This is a genomic window from Thiobacillus thiophilus, from assembly GCF_055378705.1.
In genome coordinates this window covers 655,439-677,784 of record NZ_AP042404.1, presented here as the reverse complement: position 1 = coordinate 677,784, position 22,346 = coordinate 655,439, and the positions used below count along the sequence as shown (strand labels likewise).

Sequence of the window (22,346 nt, the reverse complement as noted above, 5' to 3'; positions counted from 1 at the left end):
ACTCCGGGGTCAGGTCCACAAACTCCGGACTCCAGGGTCACACGGACTCTGGGGTCAGGTCTAGGGTCAGACTCCGGGGTCATAGCAGACTCCGGGGTCAGGTCTAGATATAGCAGACTCCGGGGTCAGGTCTAGATAGATAGCGTTCGTAGCTTGGGCTGAATGAAATGAAGCCCAACACGCACGCATGTCACTCATTTCCGGCACGGAACGCAGCCTGTTTTGTTGGGCTTTGCAGCCCAACCTATATGCACTGTGTGAGTACCTGCAGGGGGGTAGGCCGTGGGTTAAAAGCCGACAAGTCGGCAACAAACACGCACGGCCGCCCCCGGCCCAAATGCCGGTAATTACGCCGCGCCGGCATTCGCGGGTAAACCCGCTCCCAGTGCGCCCGTGAAGGCGCGCACACAGCACGGTGCGAGTCCGTGTCGGAGTAAGCCAAGACTCCGTAGCTGAAGGTAACTGCGTCATCGTGAGATGGGGTGGAGAGCAACCGGAAGCGAACTGGCGGTCCGCAGGAGACGAACTCGATTCGGCGGGGAGTGACGGCGAGCCGGCTAGGAGATGGCGAAGCCTGAAACGCATCGGATACGCTGACATTGGCGTGCAAAGCGATATCCGGGTCACCCACGTGGTTGGAGGCGGAACGCTGGGAAGTGTGTGTGAGATAAGCGGGGAGACCTGCGCGCGTGGTGACGCGTGTCAGGAGTCAGAGCCTTCGTAGTACCGCAAGGCTGAAGAGCGGAACAAGGCCAAACAGCCGGGAAACCGGCGTCGGGCTGGGGGGCGCACCCTGGAGCCTAAACTCCGCAGAGGCAGCCGGAAAAGCGCGGAAAGCAAAGTCGCGCCGAGGGAAGGGAGGCAGGAAAGTGGAAGCGAGAAAGACAGAAGGAGCGAGAGCATGAGCGAATCGGCGGAAGTGCCCGCAATGGCTATACAAGCCGAAACTGCCCCAACCCACTGGGACTGGGTAGATCGCACCGTCTGGACGGAACGCATGTTGGCGGCGCTGGGCAACGGCGTCAAAGGAAACAAATGGTTCAGTCTGATTGACAAAGTCTATCGGCCGAGCACCCTGCGGATGGCCTGGGAACAAGTCAAGGCCAACCGGGGGGCAGCGGGGATAGACCGGCAAAGCATCGAAGGATTTGCGGCCAACGCCGAACGACACCTGAACGAACTGGCGGAAGACCTCGAACAAGGGCGGTATCAGCCCCAGGCCGTACGCCGCGTGGAAATCCCCAAAGCGGGCGGCAAGACGCGCCCCCTGGGCATCCCCACCGTCAAGGACAGAATCGTCCAGACAGCGGTAAAGCGGGTGATCGAGCCCATCTTCGAGAAAGAATTTCTGCCCATGAGTTATGGATTCCGACCGGGAAAAGGCTGCAAAGACGCGCTGCGGGAAGTTGATGGATACCTCAGAGAAGGCCACACCCACGTGGTTGATGCCGACCTCAAAGGCTACTTCGACAGCATCCCGCACCGCCTGCTCAAGGCAAGAATCGAAGAACGCATCAGCGATGGGCGTCTGCTTGAACTCCTGGCGGGTTGGCTGCGACAGGACATCGTCAAAGGACTGGAGCGATGGACGCCGACGGGGGGCACCCCGCAAGGGGCGGTCATCAGCCCCTTGCTGGCGAACCTCTACCTGCACCCCCTGGACGAAAGAATGTCAAAGCTTGGCTATCGCATGGTGCGCTACGCCGACGACTTCGTCATCCTGTGCCGGAGCGCGGAACAAGCGCACGCAGCATTGGAAGAAGTCAAAGCGTGGGTCGTAGAAAACGGCCTGACCCTGCACCCCGACAAGACCCACATTGGGGATTGCCGGATAGAGGGACAAGGCTTCGAGTTTCTTGGCTACCGGTTTGAAGCGGGCAAGCGCTGGGTGAGGAAAAAGAGCCTGCAAGGGTTCAAGGACAAGATACGGGAAAAGACACGTCGCACCCGAGGCGACAGCCTGACGCGGATCATTGCCGACCTCAGCCCGATGATCAGGGGTTGGTATGGCTACTTCAAGCACGCCTGCCACTGGGAGTTTCCCCGGCTGGATGGATTCATCCGTCGAAGACTTCGGGCGATCCTGCGCAAACAGGAAAAGCGCCCCGGATTTGGGAAATGTCACGCCGATCACCAGCGCTGGCCAAATGCCTACTTCGCTGCATTGGGGCTATTCACCATGACAGAAGCCCGAATGTCGGCGAGCCAATCCCGATGAGGAAACCACTGACTGGAGAGCCGTGTGCGGGAGAACCGCACGCACGGTTCGGAGGGAGGGGAGGGCGAGAGCCTTTCTCTACCCCTATCAACTTCATCCCCTTGTGACCTGTCTACGGTTTCAACGGAACTCCGGGGTCAACTCCGATAGTTCGTGAACTCCGGAACTCCGGGGTCAGGTCTACGAACTCCGGGGTCAGGTCTAGATAGATAGCGTTCGTAGCTTGGGCTGAATGAAATGAAGCCCAACACGCACGCATGTCACTCATTTCCGGCACGGAACGCAGCCTGTTTTGTTGGGCTTTGCAGCCCAACCTATGCACTGTGTGAGTACCTGCAGGGGGGTAGGCCGTGGGTTAAAAGCCGACAAGTCGGCAACAAACACGCACGGCCGCCCCCGGCCCAAATGCCGGTAATTACGCCGCGCCGGCATTCGCGGGTAAACCCGCTCCCAGTGCGCCCGTGAAGGCGCGCACACAGCACGGTGCGAGTCCGTGTCGGAGTAAGCCAAGACTCCGTAGCTGAAGGTAACTGCGTCATCGTGAGATGGGGTGGAGAGCAACCGGAAGCGAACTGGCGGTCCGCAGGAGACGAACTCGATTCGGCGGGGAGTGACGGCGAGCCGGCTAGGAGATGGCGAAGCCTGAAACGCATCGGATACGCTGACATTGGCGTGCAAAGCGATATCCGGGTCACCCACGTGGTTGGAGGCGGAACGCTGGGAAGTGTGTGTGAGATAAGCGGGGAGACCTGCGCGCGTGGTGACGCGTGTCAGGAGTCAGAGCCTTCGTAGTACCGCAAGGCTGAAGAGCGGAACAAGGCCAAACAGCCGGGAAACCGGCGTCGGGCTGGGGGGCGCACCCTGGAGCCTAAACTCCGCAGAGGCAGCCGGAAAAGCGCGGAAAGCAAAGTCGCGCCGAGGGAAGGGAGGCAGGAAAGTGGAAGCGAGAAAGACAGAAGGAGCGAGAGCATGAGCGAATCGGCGGAAGTGCCCGCAATGGCTATACAAGCCGAAACTGCCCCAACCCACTGGGACTGGGTAGATCGCACCGTCTGGACGGAACGCATGTTGGCGGCGCTGGGCAACGGCGTCAAAGGAAACAAATGGTTCAGCCTGATTGACAAAGTCTATCGGCCGAGCACCCTGCGGATGGCCTGGGAACAAGTCAAGGCCAACCGGGGGGCAGCGGGGATAGACCGGCAAAGCATCGAAGGATTTGCGGCCAACGCCGAACGACACCTGAACGAACTGGCGGAAGACCTCGAACAAGGGCGGTATCAGCCCCAAGCCGTACGCCGCGTGGAAATCCCCAAAGCGGGCGGCAAGACGCGCCCCCTGGGCATCCCCACCGTCAAGGACAGAATCGTCCAGACAGCGGTAAAGCGGGTGATCGAGCCCATCTTCGAGAAAGAATTTCTGCCCATGAGTTATGGATTCCGACCGGGAAAAGGCTGCAAAGACGCGCTGCGGGAAGTTGATGGATACCTCAGAGAAGGCCACACCCACGTGGTTGATGCCGACCTCAAAGGCTACTTCGACAGCATCCCGCACCGCCTGCTCAAGGCAAGAATCGAAGAACGCATCAGCGATGGGCGTCTGCTTGAACTCCTGGCGGGTTGGCTGCGACAGGACATCGTCAAAGGACTGGAGCGATGGACGCCGACGGGGGGCACCCCGCAAGGGGCGGTCATCAGCCCCTTGCTGGCGAACCTCTACCTGCACCCCCTGGACGAAAGAATGTCAAAGCTTGGCTATCGCATGGTGCGCTACGCCGACGACTTCGTCATCCTGTGCCGGAGCGCGGAACAAGCGCACGCAGCATTGGAAGAAGTCAAAGCGTGGGTCGTAGAAAACGGCCTGACCCTGCACCCCGACAAGACCCACATTGGGGATTGCCGGATAGAGGGACAAGGCTTCGAGTTTCTTGGCTACCGGTTTGAAGCGGGCAAGCGCTGGGTGAGGAAAAAGAGCCTGCAAGGGTTCAAGGACAAGATACGGGAAAAGACACGTCGCACCCGAGGCGACAGCCTGACGCGGATCATTGCCGACCTCAGCCCGATGATCAGGGGTTGGTATGGCTACTTCAAGCACGCCTGCCACTGGGAGTTTCCCCGGCTGGATGGATTCATCCGTCGAAGACTTCGGGCGATCCTGCGCAAACAGGAAAAGCGCCCCGGATTTGGGAAATGTCACGCCGATCACCAGCGCTGGCCAAATGCCTACTTCGCTGCATTGGGGCTATTCACCATGACAGAAGCCCGAATGTCGGCGAGCCAATCCCGATGAGGAAACCACTGACTGGAGAGCCGTGTGCGGGAGAACCGCACGCACGGTTCGGAGGGAGGGGAGGGCGAGAGCCTTTCTCTACCCCTATCAACTTCATCCCCTTGTGACCTGTCTACGGTTTCAACGGAACTCCGGGAAGGAACTCCGGGGTCCAGACTCCGGGGTCCAGACTCCGGGGTCCAGACTCAGGGGTCCAGACCCAGGGGTCCAGACTCAGGGGTCCAGACTCAGGGGTCCAGACTCAGGGGTCCAGACTCAGGGGTCCAGACTCACAGACTCAGGGGTCAGGTCTAGATAGATAGCGCACAGACTCAGGGGTCAGGTCTAGATAGATAGCGTTCGTGGGCTGGACTGAATGAAGTGAAGCCAATACATCGCTGTTGTTGCGTGTGACAAGATTGACGCATCGACATGCATGGCATAGGCTGCGACATATGCCATGTCTAAAGGGGCCATCCATGAATGCAGAGAGACTTGTCCGTTTTTTTCGCAATGGGCGGAATCAGGCGATCCGCATTCCGCGCGAGTTCGAGCTGGATGCGGAAGAGGCGATCATTCGCCGGGAAGACGATCGTCTGGTGATCGAGCCGATCCGGAAAAAGGGGCTGCTGGCTACGCTCGCTACGCTGTGTGCCCTGGATGAGGACTTTCCTGATATCGACAAGGGAATGCCGCCATTGGACGACGTCAAGTTTTGACCCGAATGCCCCGATATTTGCTTGACACCAATATCCTGTCGGATCTGGTGTGCCACCCGCAGGGCAGGATTGCAGCATGTATCGCGCAAGTGGGGGAGGCGGCCGTTTGCACGTCCATGATCGTGGCAAGCGAATTGCGCTTCGGGGCAGCCAAACGAAATGCCTTCAAGCTCACCGCACAGGTCGAAACAATCCTTGCCGTGATGGACGTCTGCTCGTTCGATACCCCTGCAGATCACGAATACGCGAAGCTGCGTCTTCACCTGGAACAAGCCGGTACGCCGATTGGGCCGAACGATATGCTGATTGCCGCGCACGCCCTGGCCACTGAATCCACTCTGGTGACGGCAAATACGAGTGAGTTTTCCCGGGTACCCAGGCTTAGGGTTGAAAACTGGTTTGAATCCCTTCCAGGAGGATGAACCGGCATAATCAGCAATTGCCGTTTTTACGACAGTGAGCGCCTGTGTCCGCATGTCAAAGCCCCCATCGCCCTGCCTTCCTTTCTCTCCAAATAGGTGAGCGTATCAATAACGATAACGGCACTCTATCGAAGATCAAGGCGCGGCGGGGCGCTTACGGGTTCTGGGTGAATTCAATCTTTATCCTGGCAATCTCAATCTGGTCCTTTTGTTGGATAATGTTCCGGCGTATGGGAGCAGGCTGCCGGATTTGATCGATCGATAACGCGCCTGCCACAGGCCACCAGGAAACCCGCATCGACACAATGCTCATGGCGTGATGATAAACCACAATCAGTGGCTGTTTCGGCAGCCGCTTTCCGTCATATCCCTGACCAAGAACCTGCTCGACCCCTTAGTGGCGGTCCTGGTGCTGATCGGTTGCACGCTGTATTTCGACGAGCCCTTCCGCGGGCCGTATCCTATTCTCGCCCTCATCGTATTCACCCTCACCTTTCCCGGCAAGTGGCCCGAAGTCAGCCTGCGCGCCTTCTGGAACGAGGTCGCCATGCCCTGGTTCTTCCTCTCCGGGCTGATCCTGCTGTTCGGCTATTTCACCGGCTACCTCGACTTTTTCCCGCCCCATCTGGTCATGGCGTGGATGCTCATCACCCCCGTCCCCATGTGGCTGGCGCACCGCGCCGTCCGCAAGCTGCTGCCGCGTCTGCTGCTGCTCGAAGGCGGGCGCCGCCGTGCCGTCATCGTCGGCGCCGGGCATCTGGGCACCGAATTGTGCGGGCGCTTTGTCAATGACAGCGCGCTGGGGGTGGACGTAGCCGGATTTTTTGATGATCGCGCCCTTGACCGCACCGAACTCACCGACCCGCAAAAGCTGCTTGGGCGGATGACTGAAATTCCCGAATACGTTAACCAAAACAGCATCGACCTCGTCTACATCACCCTGCCCATGGCCTCGCAGCCGCGCACCCTGGCTCTGCTCGACGCCCTGCGCGACACTACCGTCTCGGTCTATATCGTGCCGGACATCTTCGTCTCCGACCTGATCCAGGCGCGGGTCGATCACATCCACGGCATGCCCGTCGTGGCGCTGACCGAATCGCCCACCCTTGGCGTCAGCGGTATCGGCAAGCGCATCAGCGACCTCGTCATCGCCAGCCTCATCCTGTTGCTGATCTGGCCGTTGCTGCTGGTGCTGGCCGCCGGCGTCAAACTGTCGTCCCCCGGCCCTGCCATTTTCAAACAGCGCCGCTACGGCCTCGACGGTAACGAAATCCTCGTCTACAAATTCCGCTCCATGAGCGTCTGCGAAGACGGTGCCACCGTCAAACAGGCCGTCCGCTGCGACCCCCGCATCACCCGCTTCGGTGCATTCATCCGCCGCACCTCGCTTGACGAACTGCCCCAGTTCATCAATGTCCTGCAGGGCCACATGAGCGTCGTTGGCCCGCGCCCCCACACCGTTGCCCACAACGAGCAATACCGCAAGCTCATCAAAGGCTACATGCTGCGCCACAAGGTCAAGCCCGGCATCACCGGTTTGGCGCAGGTCAACGGCCTGCGCGGCGAAACCGAAACTCTCGACAAAATGCGCGCCCGCGTCCAGTACGACATCGATTACATGCGCAACTGGTCGCTCGCCTTCGACCTCATAATCATCGCCAAAACCCTGGTCGTCGTCTGGCGTGACCAGAACGCCTATTAGCCTAGTTTTACTGTGTCACAAATTGCGTTTAACCGATCCGCAACACGGACATCGCTGCAGGCAAAGTACGATACGAGCGGCGATGAGAAAGCGAAGCGTGGCGATCGAATCGGGTACGTGTCGTTGTGCTCGCCCCGCTGCCGCGAGGCTGGTAATTTTTGGGTAGGGTAGGCGCTTTTGGTCGAGCAGCGTTTTTTTTACTGCCCAGCGCGAGGCGCTGATGCAGCAAGAAGGCGTAGGCAGCAATGCACAGGGTGGCGTGATGATGCAGCCCTCGCCAATTTCGCCCTTCATACTGGCCCAGGCCAAACTCCTGCTTCAATTCCCGATAGTCACGCTCGATGCGCCAGCGCATCTTGGTAACGAACACCAGTTGCTCAATCTGCGTATCCGCAGACAAGGTCGAGAGGAAGTACTTCAGCGGTTCCGCATCGCCTTCCGGCCACTCGATCGGCAACCACTCCTCGGGACGCTGGGTGCTTTGCCAATAGTCGCGGTAGGCGGTACGGATGCGCACTGCGGCAAAACGCGAGCTTAGTGTTTCGTTCGTGCCTTCGCGCCAGGCCACAGTTTGGTAGGCTTCGCCCGGCAAGGCCAGCGCCAGCGCCTTGACCGACACCGGCGTGTGGCCGGGCGCACGGCGCAGGTTCTTGCTGGGGCGTCCCCGGCCTGCCGTGGGCTCGGGCGGCAAGGGCGCCACGCCTGGCGCCCACACGCTGGTAGCCGATCTGATGCCGACCGCGTAGCGCAAACCCATCGCGGCCAGTTTGTCGCGAAACGAGGCGCTATCGCCATACGCCGGGTCAGCCAGAACAATTCCGGCAGGCACTCCATCGTCTTGAGCTTGCTTCACTTGGGCCAAGGCAATGTCAATCTTGGTCGAGAACTTGATGTCCTCCGGAACACCCGCTGCATGGCAGCGCGGCAGGTCACCCGTCCATTCCTTGGGCAGATACAGGCGCCACTGGATGGGCAAACTGCCCGTGTCGCTGGCCAGCGACAAACTGACAGCAACCTGGCAGTTCTCGGTCTTGCCCAGTTGACCACAGTATTGCCGGGTGACGCCGACCGAGTGAGTGCCCTGCTTCGGGATGCCTGTGTCGTCAATGATCCAGTAGCAACCGCGATCGAAATTCAGCGCCGGTTCCACAACGGCTCGCACTTCCCTCAACACCGCTTCGTCCGACCACGCCGACTTGGCCACAAAGTGGTGCAGCGACTGGTGCTTGGCCTGAACGTGCAGCGGATCGACATGCGCTGCCAGCGGCTCCACGCTCTTGCGTTTGATCGGCAACATCAATCCCCGACAGTAGTCCATCAACCCCGTCCTTCGATCCGCATGGCCAAGCACACCCGCCAGGCGATCAAGATACCGTTCCAGTTCGTCTTCGACTTCCATGACATCGCCCTCAGTAAGGAAGATGTTCTGAAATATAGGCAAGTTTCAGAATTTAGTGACACAGTCAGACTAGGGAACCGCTGATTAATTCGATATGGCCGTCATTGCGCAGCGAAGCAATCCAGCGTATCGATTAAGCGGGAATTTCTGGATTGCCGCGTCGCTGCGCGCCCCGCAATGACAAATTAATCAGCGGTTCCCAGGTTAAATAAGCCGCACCCCCTTGCCGACGTATCCCCGCGTCGGTTACCAAGCCCAACCCTCCCCCGCAACTTCATTCCCGCACGGCCTGCCCACGATTTCACGCGACGTCCCCCGCAGGAGCGGGGAAGCCCGCTCCTGGTGCGCATATCGGGGCGACAATTATTCTGACGCGGGGGGGAAGTGTGCGCCGAATTTATCGACTGGCCGCTTACTGGCCTTTGCCGCTCAGTAACGCATTTCCCTGCGCTGCCGGTGATGGCTGATAGCCGTAGGTTGGTATTGCTCCGCGCCCAACAAAAACGCCGCTCAATGAGCGGCGTTTTTTTTACAACTGGTGCCGGCGGCCGGAATCGAACTGGCGACCTTCGCATTACGAATGCGCTGCTCTACCAACTGAGCTACGCCGGCGAAAAACAGCGCGCATTATAGCGGATTCGCTCGTGCGTGTGGCCGCCTACAGTGCGGCTTTGAGGCGGCTGACCACCCTGTCGCGGCCGATCAGTTCCAGCGTGGCGTCGATCGCCGGGGTCTGCGCTTCGCCGGTCACCAGCACGCGCACCGGCATCGCCAGCTTGGGCATCTTGAGGCCGTGCGCGGCGAGGGTTTCCTTGAATGCGGCGCTGATGGCGCTGCGCTCCCAGGTCAACGTTTCGAGTCGCGCGGCGAGGTCGGCCAGCGCCGGCAGCACCTCGGGCGTGACATGCTGCGCCAGGAGTTCGGGCGTGGGGTGCAGGGTGCGGTAGAACAGGGTGGCGGCGTCGGCCAGTTCGACGATGGTGGCGGCGCGTTCCTTCACCAGCGCGCACACCGCGGCGAGGTCGGGGCCATCGTCCGGATTGCCGCCGTTGCGCACCAGGAAGGGACGCACGAGCCCAGCCAGTCGCGCGTCGTCGGCCGCCTTGATGTACTGCTGGTTGAGCCAGCGCAGCTTTTCGGTGTTGAACTGCGCTGCCGACGGCGTGATGTGGTCGAGGTCGAACCACTGCACGAACTGCTCGCGGCTAAAGATTTCGGCGTCGCCGTGCGACCAGCCGAGCCGCGCCAGGTAGTTGATGACCGCTTCCGGCAGGTAGCCTTCCTCGAAATACTGCATTACCGACACCGCGCCGTGGCGCTTGGACAGCTTGGTGCCGTCGTCGCCGAGGATCATCGACAGATGCGCGTACTGCGGCACCGTCGCGCCCAGCGCCTTCAGGATATTGATCTGGCGCGGCGTGTTGTTGACGTGGTCGTCGCCGCGGATGACGTGGCTGATCTGCATGTCCCAGTCGTCCACCACCACGCAGAAGTTGTAGGTGGGTGTGCCATCGCCGCGCGCGATAATGAGGTCGTCGAGCTCGGCATTGGAAAACTCGATGATGCCCTTGACCAGGTCCTTCCATGCCACCGTGCCGTCGGCTGGATTCCTGAAGCGCACCACTGGCTGTACGCCGGAAGGCGGCACCGGTAGTGTCTTGCCGGGCTCGGGGCGCCAGCGGCCATCGTAGCGCGGCTTCTCGCCCCGCGCGCGCTGCGCCTCGCGCATTTCGTCGAGCTCCTCGGTGCTGCAATAGCAGTGGTAGGCCTGGCCGCTGGCCAGCATCTGCTCGATCACTTCCTTGTAGCGGTACAGGCGCTTGGTCTGGTAGAACGGGCCTTCGTCGTGGTTCAGAACCAGCCACGCCATGCCGTCGAGGATCCCCTGCACCGCCTCGGGGGTTGAGCGCGCGATGTCGGTGTCCTCGATGCGCAGGATGAACTGGCCGCCGTGATGACGCGCGAACGCCCACGAGAACAGCGCGGTGCGCGCACCGCCGATATGAAGGTAGCCGGTGGGGGAGGGGGCGAAGCGGGTGCGGATCATGGCAGGGCCGGGCGGGAAAAAGGGGCCATTTTACCCGGCTGTGTTTAATCCGGCCGGCCGTACCGAAATTGACCGCGTCGGGTCGGATGTGGTTTAATTCGCGCCGCTTCGGGGCAGTTAGCTCAGCGGTAGAGCATCGCCTTCACACGGCGGGGGTCACAGGTTCAAGCCCTGTACTGCCCACCAGCCCGAACATAGTGAAATCAATCACTTACAAGAGTCCAGCCTAGTGCTGGATTTTTTGTGTCCAGAAAAAAGTAAACAGATAGTAAGCAGCGGGCCAACAAAAAGCCCGGCCTTCGTGCCGGGCTGTTTTTGGTGGGCGCGTGTTTTCAGGACTGCTGCGGACTATTCCGGCGGAGCAATTCCGCCGTCAGGTCGGCGATTTCTTCAGCAGTTGCCTTGCAGGCCCAAAAGTAATTTGCCAGGGAGTCAGAGACACAGTCCAGCCTGGACTCACCCGCGACGGATAGCATCGCATTTAGCTGCGACTGCTTCGCGCTTAACTGGTCCTCCAGCTCGAGCACGGTAACGGCCGGCGCGAACTGATAGACGCCAAGCGTCGCCGTGAATCGAAGTGCCGGGGATTGAGGGATAATTGATGCACCCATGATCGTTTCCTTTGTAAACGGTTGTGGTAGGGGTGGCCTCGCGCTTCAACGCTTGGTCGCCCCGCTTTTTATCCAACAGGGTGTTGGACATCTCCAGCATACGCCTATTTTTTCGCCAATTGCAACGTTCGCGCCCCCCCGCTGGCGCACGTTGACAGTCAAGACCCGCCAGAATCGCCGCCACGGCGTTTTCTCGGGCCGGCCTATATCCTCGCGCCTATCCGCGCATAAAAAAACCCGCCGTGGCGGGTCTCGGGTGTGGTGTGCAGTTGGCCCGTTTTTCACGCGGGGCGGATGCACCTCTCATGCTCAGCCGAGCATGACCTGCCGTTCCCATGACATTGAGGAGGCTACTTACCACTCGGGGTATGGGCTCGACTCTCTCGCCCGAGTGGTATCACGCTGGCGCTAAGCGCCGGTGTTCTTGTCACGCTGGCGCGTTAAGCGCCGGTGTTCTTGTAAAGACCACGGAAATCAATCACGCCACAGCCAAAGTCGAGCCGGGATTTGATCGACATGGCATCCACGAGGAACTCAAGATTTTCTTCGTAGTATGGCCGGGCTTGTCCTGCCAGATAGGCGCGAACGATGGTGTCAATCTGGTTAGGGCTTGCCGCCAAATACCAAGCGGTTTCGCTCACATCGTCCAGACGAGGATCAGCCACCAAAGTCAGGTTGCGAATCCACTGCAGGTTGTTGGTGTCGTTCGTGGCTCCGTACAGCACCAAGCTGTTCAGCATCGCCTCAGCCGTGCTTTCCAGTGCGACAGGCACAATCAGGAAGCGCGGTTGCGGATCGATGTGGCTGGTTCCAGCGATGCCCTTTTGACGGCGCATGGCGGCACGGGCTTCGCCCAGTGAACTCAAGCTCAGCGCAGCGCCCACTGAGGCAAGGTTGCCGTGGTTGGCGTGGAACAGTGTATCGCCGTCAGCCATGACCGGTGCGCCCGTCAGCTTCGCGTAAACAATATCGGCTTCCTTGCGGCGGGCGGATGATCCGAATGCTGCAGGCATGGCAGTAAACGCTTGCAAGTCGTCATTTATCAGTGCCTGACGGGAAATTTGCAGCACCCGGCCAAAGGTTTTGATTGAGAATTTTTCCACGCCTTCGCCAAAGATGCCGTGAATGTACTCGCCCAGCTCAGCCACTTCGAGCAGGCCAGGCGCTTCACTCAGCGCGGCAAAAGATTGCTCCTTGAAGTCGGCAACTTCTTTTTCGCCCGTCCAGATTTGGTGGGTGGTGGGTTCGTTTTCGTAGCCCTGCTGTAGCGCCTTGCCCGCGGTGTTTGCCAGCAGCGCCGGGAAATCGCTGGTGCCCATGGCCGCCTTGATGATGTCGGCACGCCCGAAGCCGTGGGTGCGTTTGCCATTCATGCTCAGGATGTTTTCCGCCATCGCGGTAATATTGAGTCGTTCAACATCGCGAACCATCGGGGAGGGGTTCGACACGCGAACGCCAGCACGGATAAGCAGCGATTGCGAGCAGGCTTCCTGGAAGTCTTTCCCACGGCTGTCTTGTGAAGTGCCAACCACGGATTCAATATGGGTGGCGCCGACGGGGAAGGCGTCCCTCCCCATTCTCGCGAGAATACGCTGACCGGCATCGCGGGCGGTGCAGTCGCCGTCATTCAGGCAGGCAGCGAGGACTTCATCCATGCCGTCATGATTCTTGAAGTGTTTGAATTCTGCGCGGATGTCGCTGCAGCGCTGGCGCTCGGCGGCAACTGCTGCAGAGCGAATTTCATCAACGTTCAGGGGTTCGGTTTTCGTGCTCATGGCGTCATTTCCTTTATGTAAAAAACGTGCGGGGATGGTGAATTTTGTGCTGTCAAAGCTGGCAGCGATGGGTAAATCATTTTGTTGCACTTCGTCAATAAATCCGGCGGCCAAAGCTTCGGCGGCGGTGAACCAAGTCTCGCTGTCAAGCCAGGCGATAATTTTTGCGCGGCTGTTTCCGGAACGTGCATATCCGGCAATAAGGGCTTCGCGGGTCTTGTCCAGAACATCAGCGGCCTTGCGCAGCTCGTCGGCATCGCCCGATGTATTCACCCAGGGGTTATGGATCATCAACAGCCCGTTGCTGGCCATGCGGATGGTGTTGCCAGCCATCGCGATGTATGAGGCGATAGAAAGCGCCCATCCATTGATTTCAACTGTGACGTGGCCGGGGTGTTTTTTAATCGCGTTGTGAATGGCGGTTCCGTCTTGTACGCTACCGCCCGGTGAGTTGATTTGGATCGTCAAATTCTGAGTGCCGCCCAGGGCTGCAATGTCTTGAATAAACGTCTTGGCGCTCACGCCGAAAGCGCCGATTTCATCAAATATCGAAATGGCCGCGCCGTTGTCGGCCCGCGCCTTGATGTCGTACCACGATTTTTTCATGAGTTTTTAATCCGGGTGAGTGTTGCAAGTAGTCTGACGCCTGGTGCGTTAAATGAAACCCCGTCAACTTGCTTAAGAATGCCGTACAGCCCGTGCTCTGTTTGTGGAACCGGCACGCCAGTTTTGTGCGCCAAGAACAGCGATTGCTGCCAATCAGGCCAGCTTGCGGGCGGGTCTTTCAGATGCCGGTAGAGTTTCCACGTCCGGCCTTCAAACTTGCTGTTTTCCCGAGCGAGTCTCTGGCATCGGCCCCAGCGGGAAACCGACTCGTTCAAGCCAATTTGCTGCAGCGCATCCGTCAAGTGCAGGTTGCGCTTGAGCAAGCCCAGGCGAGTCGATAAGCTGCTTCGGCCTGCCTCTATCGGGGCGAGTCCAAGGAAGCGGTCTAGCGGGTATTCGCCGCCATGGCTGAGATAGTGTAGGAGTGCATTCACCATCCATTCCTTCGTGTCCGGAGTAATGGGCTGGCTACGGAACAGACTGTCCAACAGGCTGGCGAGCCGTGCAACTGGCGTCGGCGGTATCTGGTCATGCAAGAGATCGGCGTCCATCAATGCACCCTCCCGGCAGGCAGACCGGCGGCGCGGCGCTCGGCCATCAGGATCGGCGCGGTCATTCGCCCCGCTCCCCGTCCGTGCTCGACAATTCGCGCCAAGCCGTTGCCGCCTCGGCATCCAGCGTATCCAGATCGGCTTCCAGCGAGGCCAGTTCGGCGACGTCGGCGGCATCAATATCCAGATCGTCCGGGGTGGACAGCTCGGCTTCCAGCGAGGCCAGTTCGGCGGACAGGTCGACGGACATATCCAGATCGGCCGGCGCGTCGACGGAGTCCGGGTCTACGGTGTCCCATGCGCGATCCGACAGGCCAGCAAAGATTTCTTCCCATGCCTCGGGTGGGGCTGCGCGCAACGCATCAGCGTGTTCGATCAGCAGCGCGCGGAAGGCGTCGGCATGAGCATCACCATCGGCCGCCCATCGCTCGAGGTGGGCAATCTGTTTTTCAGCCTCGACCAGTTTGGCGGCGGCGGCATCGGCGCGATCCTCTGCGCGTGCCGCCACCTCGCGCAAGTCCTGGACTTCACCAACGGCTTGCCTCAGCCAGCGGGCGCGCAGGCGGCCAGGGTCACAGCGGCGCAGTAGCTGGCCGATGGCGACGGTGGGATCTAATCGGCCGTCAGCACCCAGGGACACCCAACCGTCGCGCACCCAACGACTGACAGACTGTTTAGAACAGCCCAGGGCACGTGCGAACTGCGCCGGCTGTATCCGCACCTTCAACAATTCTGGCGCATCGGGAAGGCCGCAGAGTGACTGCTGAGCGTTTCCGGGCAGCAGATCGGGGGGATTCGGCGTGGTGGTCACAGCGTCACCCCCTTGGGCAACGGTGTTGCCTTTGTCCACAATTCACACCCTAGAAATAAAACCAGCGTCGAATCACCCGCCTGAGTTGAAGCTCCAGAGAACCTTTGAGGTGTCGGGTCGATACTACCCATGACGCAGGCGGTGGTGGACGTGGACTCGGCAGTGGTGGCACGGGTCAGGCCCGCAATCCCCCATCCGCACACCTGACAGGAATAAAGGGTTAAAAGTGCTGAAAGTGGCTTTCGCACCTTTCCGCCCTTTATTACTGCCTTGGTGTGCCACTGGTCTTGAAGGCCTTTATTCACAAGGAAAGAAAGAAAAACCTTATTAAAACCTTCTAGGGAATCAGCTAAAAAAGGTGCGAAAGTCGGCATCACACACCCCCTTTCATGGCAAGGGGGTTGACCGCGTAATAGATCGGTGGGCGCCCGCCCGTGCCCGTTCCCTTGTATGGGCCGGCGATCAGGTTCCGCGTCTTGAGTGCTTCCAGCGCGGCGATCAGGCGGTCGATCTTGTCGAACCGGGTGTGGTGGGCGCGGTGCAGTTCGGAGCGCAGGAACTCAGCCTCACCATGCCGCTCAATCCACCGCCAGCACAACCGCGCATCGTCTGTAGTGGCATCGGCACCAATCAGGTCGAACACCGCCTGCGCGTGGCGGATCAGCCGCAAGCACAGCCCAACAGCCCGCTTCATGGTTTCCTCGCTGATTGTTTCCGCCGCCTTGCCGCCCCCTGCGACGTGGAACAGGCCAGCCACCCGCAGCGCGCCGCCTGGCAGCTTTGCGCACCAGTCGCGCATGGATTCTAGCGGCCCGCCTTCGGCCTGTTCGTTCTCGATCTTCTGCGCGAACTTCACCCACAATTCACGCGCGGCATCGGACAGCAGCAGTACATGCTCGTCGTCTTCACCGGCTGCCACATCGGTGCGCGCCTCCAGTTCCAGCAGGCGCAGCACCTCGCCGCGATACCTCGCTTCAAGATCGACCGGGATGGTGACGCGCCGGCCCATGTCGCGCTTGCCGATGCGGGTTGCCGGTAGTCCGAAAAAGAATCGGGCGAACATGCCCGAGCTGCGAAACTTGCGTTTGGCGGCCGGGGCCATGTCCTGCAGCAGTCCGGGCTGTATCCCGAGTCCGAAGGTCAGTGTCGGCCGGTTGATAATCGCCGTTCGGCTGCCACGGTCAACGCGCACGGATGAGCCGCTGTAGGCCTGCAGCGCCACGTCCACCACGGCCTCGCCGCCAGAGTACAGGCCAGCCAGCACGGCGAATATGCCGCCTTCGTCACTCATCACCGCCATGCGGCCGTCGTGTTCCGCCAGCATCGCCTGCAGCCGTTCCGGCGTCACGTCGCCGGTAAAGAATCGCGGTGGCCGCAATTCGTCCAGAGTTTGCTCGGACAGTTCGGTAATCTCGCGCACGATCTCGCCGCGCCGCACCGCGCTGTCCGCCTTCGCCGCATCCCCTTGCAGCTTTTCCGCCCGGAGCCGGCTAATTTTGCGCAGGGTGTCGCGCTCGATAATTTCGGTGCGCATCCGGTCGGCCAGCTTCGCTTCCATCAACAGCACTGGCTTGAGCAGCCGTATAAACACTGCCGACTTGCGCTCGCCGGAGTCGGCCAGGATCGCCGTCCACACACATACAGGCTCGCTGTAGTCATCACCGAACGGCGATACCTTGAACTTGCGCTGCAGCGCCAGGGACAGCACCGACACGGTGAGCAGCGTCGCCATCGTCGGGGGCGTCTGAAGCCCATCCGACAGCGCCTGCGCATACTCGCCAAAAATGCCAGGCAGAAGATCGGCGGAAAGCTCCGGGGTCTCGATCCGGTTGAACGGAAGGTACTCATTCCAGCGTCCGCCATCGTCCGCAGGTAAAGGCGCGGTCGGTGTCGCCGCCTCCAGCGACTTGCGCACCGCCTCGGGGCCGGCAGCGATGGCCAGGTCGTTCATGTCCGTCAAGGCCGCGGTCATGATTGCACCTCGCTGAAGTCAGGGCGTGCGACCAGCCCGCACACCGACGCGGCGGCGCGGGTGGCGGCGGTCAGGCCGGGGTTGCCGGGGGTGGCCGCATCGTCATCGGCTACTACGATGATCTTCTCGAACGGAAAGATGCGACGAAGTTTGCGTGCAACCGGCGTCAGGTTGCCGGCATTAAATGCCACAGCGGTGGCGTGCCCGGTTGCCTCGTAGACGCTGGCGGCGGTGGCGTAGCCCTCGGCAATACAGATCGTGCCCGCTGGCACGCCAATGGAGAAGTAGCATTCGCGCACCATGCCGCCTGTCAGGAATTTTTTCACACCGTCCGGGCTGACAAGCTGCAGTGAGTGCGTCACTCCGTCGCGCCGCACCGGGATCAGCAGGTTGTCGCGCAACTGCCGTATTCCCCAGGCCTTTACTTGCTTGCGCTGCAGGTAGGCGTGCTGCGCATCGGCAGGCCGCGACGCCGCCCACATCTTCGCCGCACGCTCTCGGGCTTCCCGCCAAACCTCTTTCTGTTCCTCAAAACGATCCGCTTTAACCTTGGCCATGCGGCGCTGCAATTCCTGCCATTCCTGCCGGTTGATCTTGCCGGCTTCGGCATCGCGCCAGGGGTGCGTATCTCCGGTTTTCCACGAACCTACAGCGCCGTGCGGGATCGGGTCGAGGTGTAGTGCATACCATCCGTTCATGCTGCCCGGCTTGTCACCGTCGACGCGGTAGCGGTGCAAGCGCCCATCGGCGGTCGGGGTGTCCTTCAGTGGCGCCAGGCCGGTCGCGCGCATGAAATCGAGGAAGCGGTGTTCAATGGCGTGTGTCATGTTCGCTGCCCTCCAAGTGGGCTTCGAACGCACGAACAGTCGCGTCCCGTGCGGCGGCATCGTCGCCGGTCAGGGCGGTCTCGCAGGTGTCACACACGAACCACGTTGTCAGGGTCAAGTGCGGCGCACAGGCGATGACGTCGAAGCCGTACCTCCGATGAGTTACCTCGGCAGAACAGCAAGGGCACAGAATCGCAATGCGGGCTTGAGGGGCATCGTTTGGGCAGCTCACGATGCACCTCCGAGTAGACGCAAGGCCAGCAGACAGACCATCGCAACGGCGGCGCCAGACGTGGCGCTGGCCACTACCAGCAAACCGGCAAGACGTGTAATATGTGAATCGAAGTGTTGTACCAAGCCCGCCTGCCAGCGGGCTTTTTTTATGGGCGCGTTCATTGCGCGACCTCGCAATCATCGCGGTCGAACTTGGCGGGCCGGGCGTAGGTCATCGCTGGTGCGCCCATCTTGCGCTCTGCCCAGGCGTCAAGATCGGATGCCAGATAAACGGCGCGGTGCCCGAAGCGGCGATACAGCGGGCCGCCTCCGACTGTTACCAATTTTTGAAGGGTGTTCTTGCTGACACGCAAGCCTTTTGCGGTCAGATATTCGGCTGCTTCGATGCGGTCAAGAAAGCGTGTGGAATCCATTTTACCTCTCCATATAAACACCGCTTGCCGAAGTGGCTTGCGGTATGGAGTGGCAATTTATTCGCCGGTCGTGCGTCAGTCAGCAGACGAAAATCGCATTATTCACCCTTGACAATTCGTCTAAACTTTTTCCACACGTCGCGCAGGTCGCCCCGTTTGAAAAAGTCTTCAGCCTGTGCAATGGCCTTGCTTTCGCTCGGGACTTTTTTTTCCATCACCAGGTGTGCAATGAAGCTCGAAGCCGTCCTATTCGAAAGGCGTTCACTCCAGCTAGGCGGCCGGCCTTTGCCGATTTTTGCCAGGCCGAACGCGGCATCCAGCGTAGTGCTGCCGTGCGAACGATAACGCGTGAATGCGTCACCGATATGCTCAAGCATCGCCCAGGGTGGCGCACGGCGCGCCTTTACGAAGTCATCGTAGCGGGCGAAGCAGAATGCCAGCATGAGGCGGTCGCCAAGCCGAATCGCAATATCGAACATCTTGTCGGCGGCCTCCTCTACTTCGTCCGTCATTTCGACCACTTCGCCCGCCATTTCGATATTGGTTAAAAACGCGTTAACCGTGTCGTGCGCCATATCGAATTCATCATCGATGCGCGCGTACTCGTCATTGGTGGAATATTCAACAGACCTAAGGGCCTCGCGTTCGGCGCGCCATGCCCGGATGGCAGCTTCGTTTTCGGCATCGATGCGGGCGATGCGATCCTGTTCGGCTTCGTCGCGGGTCATCATTTCACCACCTCCAGCTTGGGCTTGGCCTTCGGTGCCGTGTTCATGGCGGTGGTGATATGCGCGGCAGACCGTTCAGCCAAGCCTTTGCGCGCATCCTCAGCCCAGTGAATGTATCTCTGTGCGGTCGATAACTGCCGGTGTCCCAGTGCGGTCATGATCTCGGCAGCTTGCGCGCCATTGATCGCCATGTGGCTGGCAAGTGAATGCCTCAGACCGTGCAAGCCTATGCCGTCGGGTAATTTGGCTTCTACGCGCACCTTGCGCCACGTGGCCGATAGGGTGACGGCCCCGCCGCTGCCCTTGCTCGGAATAAAAACGAAGTCGTCAGGATCGCCGGCAGGTTGTCGGGCGATGATTTCAACGGCAGCCGTGGGCAGACCAATAATGCGCGGCTTGCCGGTCTTTTTGCCGGTCTTGTGCTGGCTTGGTGGCAGGGTAATCAGTGCCTTCTTTTGATCGACGTGCCGCCATTGCAATGACGCAATTTCTCCGCGCCTAGCCCCGGTCAGTGCAATGATGCGGATGGCGTCGGCATGGGCTGGCCTGATTCGTTTCTCGTTCTCCATCGTGGTCAGGGTTTCAAACAGGCGGGCGTATTCCTCGCCGGTTTCCAGAACGGTGTCGCGTTCGCCATCGCTGCCGACGTTCACATTGTTGGCCGGGTTCCTCTCGCCGGTGTATCCCTCCCACGTCAGAACAGCCCGTAGCAGCCTTACTGACATACGGGCCGCACCTTCGCCGCCCCGAACGATTGCGCGGCCCCTGAAGCCCGTTTTCTGATTCGTGGCGGTCTTGCCGTCGCGGATATGGTTGAAAGCCTTGCGCACGTCCTCCGCTGTTAAATCGTCGGCGTACAAGCGCCCGATGGTTTTCTTAAGGTGGCGATTGATTCGGCCTCGGTCAGTCGCCTTTGTGCTGTCTGCTTTTTCGGCAAACTTGGCAGACGCCAGATAACGGTCGAACACTTCCTCCAATGTCTCGGCCTGCCGATTGACCTGCTTTTCATCCATCGGGTCGCCGCCATCCTCGACGGCGCGGCGTAAATCCTTCGCACGTTTTCTGGCCTGGTCGGCGGTGAGCGTATCGCTATAGCGCCCGATGGTGAATCGACGGCTTCGGCCCTGCTTTGTCCGGTACTGGAAAACAAACGCCTTTGACCCGGAAGGGGAAACCTTCAGGCCGAAACCCTTGATTTCGTCATCCCAGAAAAACGCATCTTTTTCAGGCGTGCTGACAGACTCCACGAATGACTTGTTGACCTTCGGCATGACGGATCCTTTTTCGGCCTGCTTACTTTTTCTGGTGCCGTTTTTTGAAGTGCAGCGGTCAAAAAAGTAAACACATAGTAAGCAGTAAGCAGTAAAAAACAGTCAAAAACAGTTTGACCACTGCACTAATAGTAAGCCGGAAACGAAGGCGTATCAAGGGAAAAGCGCGTTTTGGTAAAAATCAGTAAGCAAGGGAAATACCCCGCTTTTTGCATTCACACGGCGGGGGTCACAGGTTCAAGCCCTGTACTGCCCACCAGCCCGAACATCGGAAAAGGATCGGCATGCGCCGGTCCTTTTTCATTTCCCCTGGCATTGCCGCCCCAGGGTGTGCCGGTTCACGGCAAATGTGACAGGCCATCGCCGGAAAACCCATTTTGCAATTCCCGTTTCGCCCTGTCTGCTCAGGCCGAAGGCCGCACGCGAGCCAGGTAGGCGTTCGCCAGCGCCTTGTATAGCGGCTTCGGGCAGATCACGCGGGATACGGCGGTGGCCAGGAGCGTGGCCAGCATCAATGGCACCACCATGTCGTGGTTGGCGGTCATTTCCATGACGATGACGAAGGCGGTGATGGGGGCCTGCACCACGCCGGCGAAATAGGCGGCCATGCCGATTATGATGAGGGCGCTGCCATCCCCCTGGTTCAGCAGGCTGGCCACCGCCTGACCGATGCCGGCACCGGCCGACAGGCTGGGGGCGAATAGCCCGCCGGGGATGCCGCTGATGAAGGACACGAAGGTCGCCAGTATCTTCCACAAACCGTAGGCCGCCGATACCTCGCCGGAGCCCTCGAGCAGGTGTTTGGCCTCGTCGTAGCCGCTGCCGTAGACGGCGCTCCCCGAGGCCAGGCCGATCAGGGCCAGCAGCAGGCCGCATACTGCGGCGAAGTACACTGGGTAGGTGCGCCTGAAGGCGCCCGCCCGAGCGGGCAGGCCGCGCGCCGAAAACGCCAGCAGCAAGCGGCTGAAGCCGCCGCCCAGCAGGCCGCCCGCCAAACCGCACAACAGCACGCCCAACCAGCCCGACGCACCGCTGAGGGCAGCGTCGGTGGCGCCGAAATAGGCGTAATCGCCCTGCACGTAGATTGCGGCCAGACCCGCGATGATCACGGCCGTCAGCAGGGTGCCGCTGGAGCGTTCCTCGAAGGAGCGCGCCATTTCTTCGATGGCGAACACGATGCCTGCGAGCGGTGTGTTGAACGCCGCTGCCACCCCGGCGCCGCCGCCGGCAATGATCAGGCCCCGCTCCATGAGATGGCGGGGAAAGCGGATCAGCCAGCGCAGATTGTAGAGCAGCGCCGCGCCGACCTGCACGGTAGGACCCTCACGCCCCACACTGGCGCCACCCGCCAGGCCGATGCAGGTCAGCAGCATCTTGGCCACTGCCACGCGCAGGGACAGCACGGCGTCGCGATCGCTGCCTTCCGGCATGCGGATGGCAGCGATCGTCTGGGGGATGCCGCTGCCTTCCGCGCCCTTGAAATAACGTTGCGTCAGGGCGGCCACGCCGGCGAGGGTCAGCGGCGTGACCAGCAGGGGCAGCCATGGGGAGATCACAAGCAGTTTGCGGAACAGCGCTTGGGCTTGGTTGCTGCTCAGTGCAAAGACCGTGGCGGCCAGCCCCACGGCGACTGCACCACTCCAGAACAGCATGTGGCGCAGCCACAGTCGGCCTGTGAGCAGGCTGACGCGATGGCGCTTTTGGATGTAGGGGATGCGGGGGCGGGGCCATTTCATGATGGCCCGATGTTAACCGTACGCTCCGTGTCTTGTCCC

At 60.5% G+C, this 22,346-nt stretch carries 19 protein-coding genes and 2 tRNA genes; 6 read left to right on the top strand and 15 right to left on the bottom strand.

All coding sequences use genetic code 11. The annotated features are described in order from the left end of the window. Positions 1 to 901: 901 nt before the first annotated feature. The 4 genes from ltrA (ACZ41T_RS03250) (at position 902) to ACZ41T_RS03235 (ending at position 5,624) form a co-directional block, all read left to right on the top strand. On the top strand, positions 902 to 2,218 hold the full coding sequence (ltrA, locus tag ACZ41T_RS03250; protein ID WP_464923045.1) for a group II intron reverse transcriptase/maturase: 1,317 nt from the start codon (positions 902 to 904) through the stop codon (positions 2,216 to 2,218). A 969-nt stretch (positions 2,219 to 3,187) separates the two neighbouring features. Next, positions 3,188 to 4,504, top strand: coding sequence for a group II intron reverse transcriptase/maturase (gene ltrA, locus ACZ41T_RS03245; protein ID WP_464923045.1), 1,317 nt, complete (start codon positions 3,188 to 3,190; stop codon positions 4,502 to 4,504). Positions 4,505 to 4,962: 458 nt separating this feature from the next. After that, entirely contained in the window at positions 4,963 to 5,202 is a 240-nt protein-coding gene (locus ACZ41T_RS03240; RefSeq protein ID WP_464923044.1) for an antitoxin, read from the top strand. Between the two features lie 5 nt (positions 5,203 to 5,207). Then, entirely contained in the window at positions 5,208 to 5,624 is a 417-nt protein-coding gene (locus ACZ41T_RS03235; RefSeq protein ID WP_464923043.1) for a PIN domain-containing protein, read from the top strand. A gap of 154 nt (positions 5,625 to 5,778) precedes the next feature. On the opposite strand, the gene ACZ41T_RS03230 is transcribed toward ACZ41T_RS03235, so the two are convergent. Next, positions 5,779 to 5,937: a hypothetical protein gene (locus tag ACZ41T_RS03230; RefSeq protein ID WP_464923042.1), complete on the bottom strand. Its 159-nt coding sequence runs from the start codon at positions 5,935 to 5,937 to the stop codon at positions 5,779 to 5,781. Positions 5,938 to 5,943: 6 nt separating this feature from the next. Between ACZ41T_RS03230 and ACZ41T_RS03225 the strand changes: the two genes are divergently transcribed. Continuing rightward, entirely contained in the window at positions 5,944 to 7,326 is a 1,383-nt protein-coding gene (locus ACZ41T_RS03225) for an undecaprenyl-phosphate glucose phosphotransferase (RefSeq protein ID WP_464924017.1), read from the top strand. A gap of 28 nt (positions 7,327 to 7,354) precedes the next feature. Here the strand turns inward: ACZ41T_RS03225 and ACZ41T_RS03220 are convergent, their stop codons facing one another. The 3 genes from ACZ41T_RS03220 to gltX form a co-directional block, all read right to left on the bottom strand. Continuing rightward, entirely contained in the window at positions 7,355 to 8,725 is a 1,371-nt protein-coding gene (locus ACZ41T_RS03220; RefSeq protein WP_464921208.1) for an IS701 family transposase, read from the bottom strand. Positions 8,726 to 9,261: 536 nt separating this feature from the next. Further along, positions 9,262 to 9,337: transfer RNA gene (locus ACZ41T_RS03215), tRNA-Thr, on the bottom strand. Between the two features lie 46 nt (positions 9,338 to 9,383). Continuing rightward, complete coding sequence (gene gltX / locus ACZ41T_RS03210; RefSeq protein ID WP_464923041.1) at positions 9,384 to 10,772, bottom strand: glutamate--tRNA ligase; 1,389 nt, start codon at positions 10,770 to 10,772, stop codon at positions 9,384 to 9,386. A 111-nt stretch (positions 10,773 to 10,883) separates the two neighbouring features. Here gltX and ACZ41T_RS03205 point away from each other — a divergent pair. Next, positions 10,884 to 10,958, top strand: a tRNA-Val gene (locus ACZ41T_RS03205). 146 nt (positions 10,959 to 11,104) lie between these two features. On the opposite strand, the gene ACZ41T_RS03200 is transcribed toward ACZ41T_RS03205, so the two are convergent. The 11 genes from ACZ41T_RS03200 to ACZ41T_RS03150 all read right to left on the bottom strand — a co-directional run bounded on the left by ACZ41T_RS03200 (position 11,105) and on the right by ACZ41T_RS03150 (position 22,307). Then, entirely contained in the window at positions 11,105 to 11,383 is a 279-nt protein-coding gene (locus ACZ41T_RS03200) for a hypothetical protein (RefSeq protein WP_464923040.1), read from the bottom strand. Positions 11,384 to 11,823: 440 nt separating this feature from the next. Beyond that, a complete protein-coding gene (locus tag ACZ41T_RS03195) occupies positions 11,824 to 13,764 on the bottom strand; it encodes a head maturation protease, ClpP-related (protein WP_464923039.1) in 1,941 nt (646 codons plus the stop codon). Then, positions 13,761 to 14,315 carry a hypothetical protein gene (locus ACZ41T_RS03190; RefSeq protein ID WP_464923038.1) on the bottom strand — a complete coding sequence of 185 codons (555 nt, stop codon included), beginning with the start codon at positions 14,313 to 14,315 and terminating at the stop codon, positions 13,761 to 13,763. The genes ACZ41T_RS03195 and ACZ41T_RS03190 overlap by 4 nt, the downstream gene beginning before the upstream one ends. 61 nt (positions 14,316 to 14,376) lie before the next feature. Continuing rightward, positions 14,377 to 14,955: a hypothetical protein gene (locus ACZ41T_RS03185; protein WP_464923037.1), complete on the bottom strand. Its 579-nt coding sequence runs from the start codon at positions 14,953 to 14,955 to the stop codon at positions 14,377 to 14,379. A 167-nt stretch (positions 14,956 to 15,122) separates the two neighbouring features. Beyond that, positions 15,123 to 15,500, bottom strand: coding sequence for a hypothetical protein (locus ACZ41T_RS03180; RefSeq protein WP_464923036.1), 378 nt, complete (start codon positions 15,498 to 15,500; stop codon positions 15,123 to 15,125). Then, positions 15,500 to 17,098, bottom strand: coding sequence for a YfjI family protein (locus ACZ41T_RS03175; protein ID WP_464923035.1), 1,599 nt, complete (start codon positions 17,096 to 17,098; stop codon positions 15,500 to 15,502). Before ACZ41T_RS03175 ends, ACZ41T_RS03180 begins: the two co-directional genes overlap by 1 nt. Beyond that, positions 17,095 to 17,925, bottom strand: a complete 831-nt coding sequence (locus tag ACZ41T_RS03170; protein WP_464923034.1) for a toprim domain-containing protein — start codon at positions 17,923 to 17,925, stop codon at positions 17,095 to 17,097. Before ACZ41T_RS03170 ends, ACZ41T_RS03175 begins: the two co-directional genes overlap by 4 nt. A 392-nt stretch (positions 17,926 to 18,317) precedes the next feature. After that, positions 18,318 to 18,572 (bottom strand): helix-turn-helix transcriptional regulator, encoded by a 255-nt coding sequence (locus tag ACZ41T_RS03165; protein WP_464923033.1) that lies wholly within the window; start codon positions 18,570 to 18,572, stop codon positions 18,318 to 18,320. A gap of 98 nt (positions 18,573 to 18,670) precedes the next feature. Beyond that, positions 18,671 to 19,303, bottom strand: a complete 633-nt coding sequence (locus ACZ41T_RS03160; RefSeq protein WP_464923032.1) for a hypothetical protein — start codon at positions 19,301 to 19,303, stop codon at positions 18,671 to 18,673. Next, the gene (locus ACZ41T_RS03155) at positions 19,300 to 20,571 is read right to left on the bottom strand and encodes a tyrosine-type recombinase/integrase (protein WP_464923031.1); all 1,272 of its coding nucleotides are present in this window, start codon (positions 20,569 to 20,571) and stop codon (positions 19,300 to 19,302) included. Before ACZ41T_RS03155 ends, ACZ41T_RS03160 begins: the two co-directional genes overlap by 4 nt. Positions 20,572 to 20,975: 404 nt before the next feature. Beyond that, positions 20,976 to 22,307 (bottom strand): chloride channel protein, encoded by a 1,332-nt coding sequence (locus tag ACZ41T_RS03150; protein ID WP_464923030.1) that lies wholly within the window; start codon positions 22,305 to 22,307, stop codon positions 20,976 to 20,978. Positions 22,308 to 22,346 lie beyond the last annotated feature (39 nt).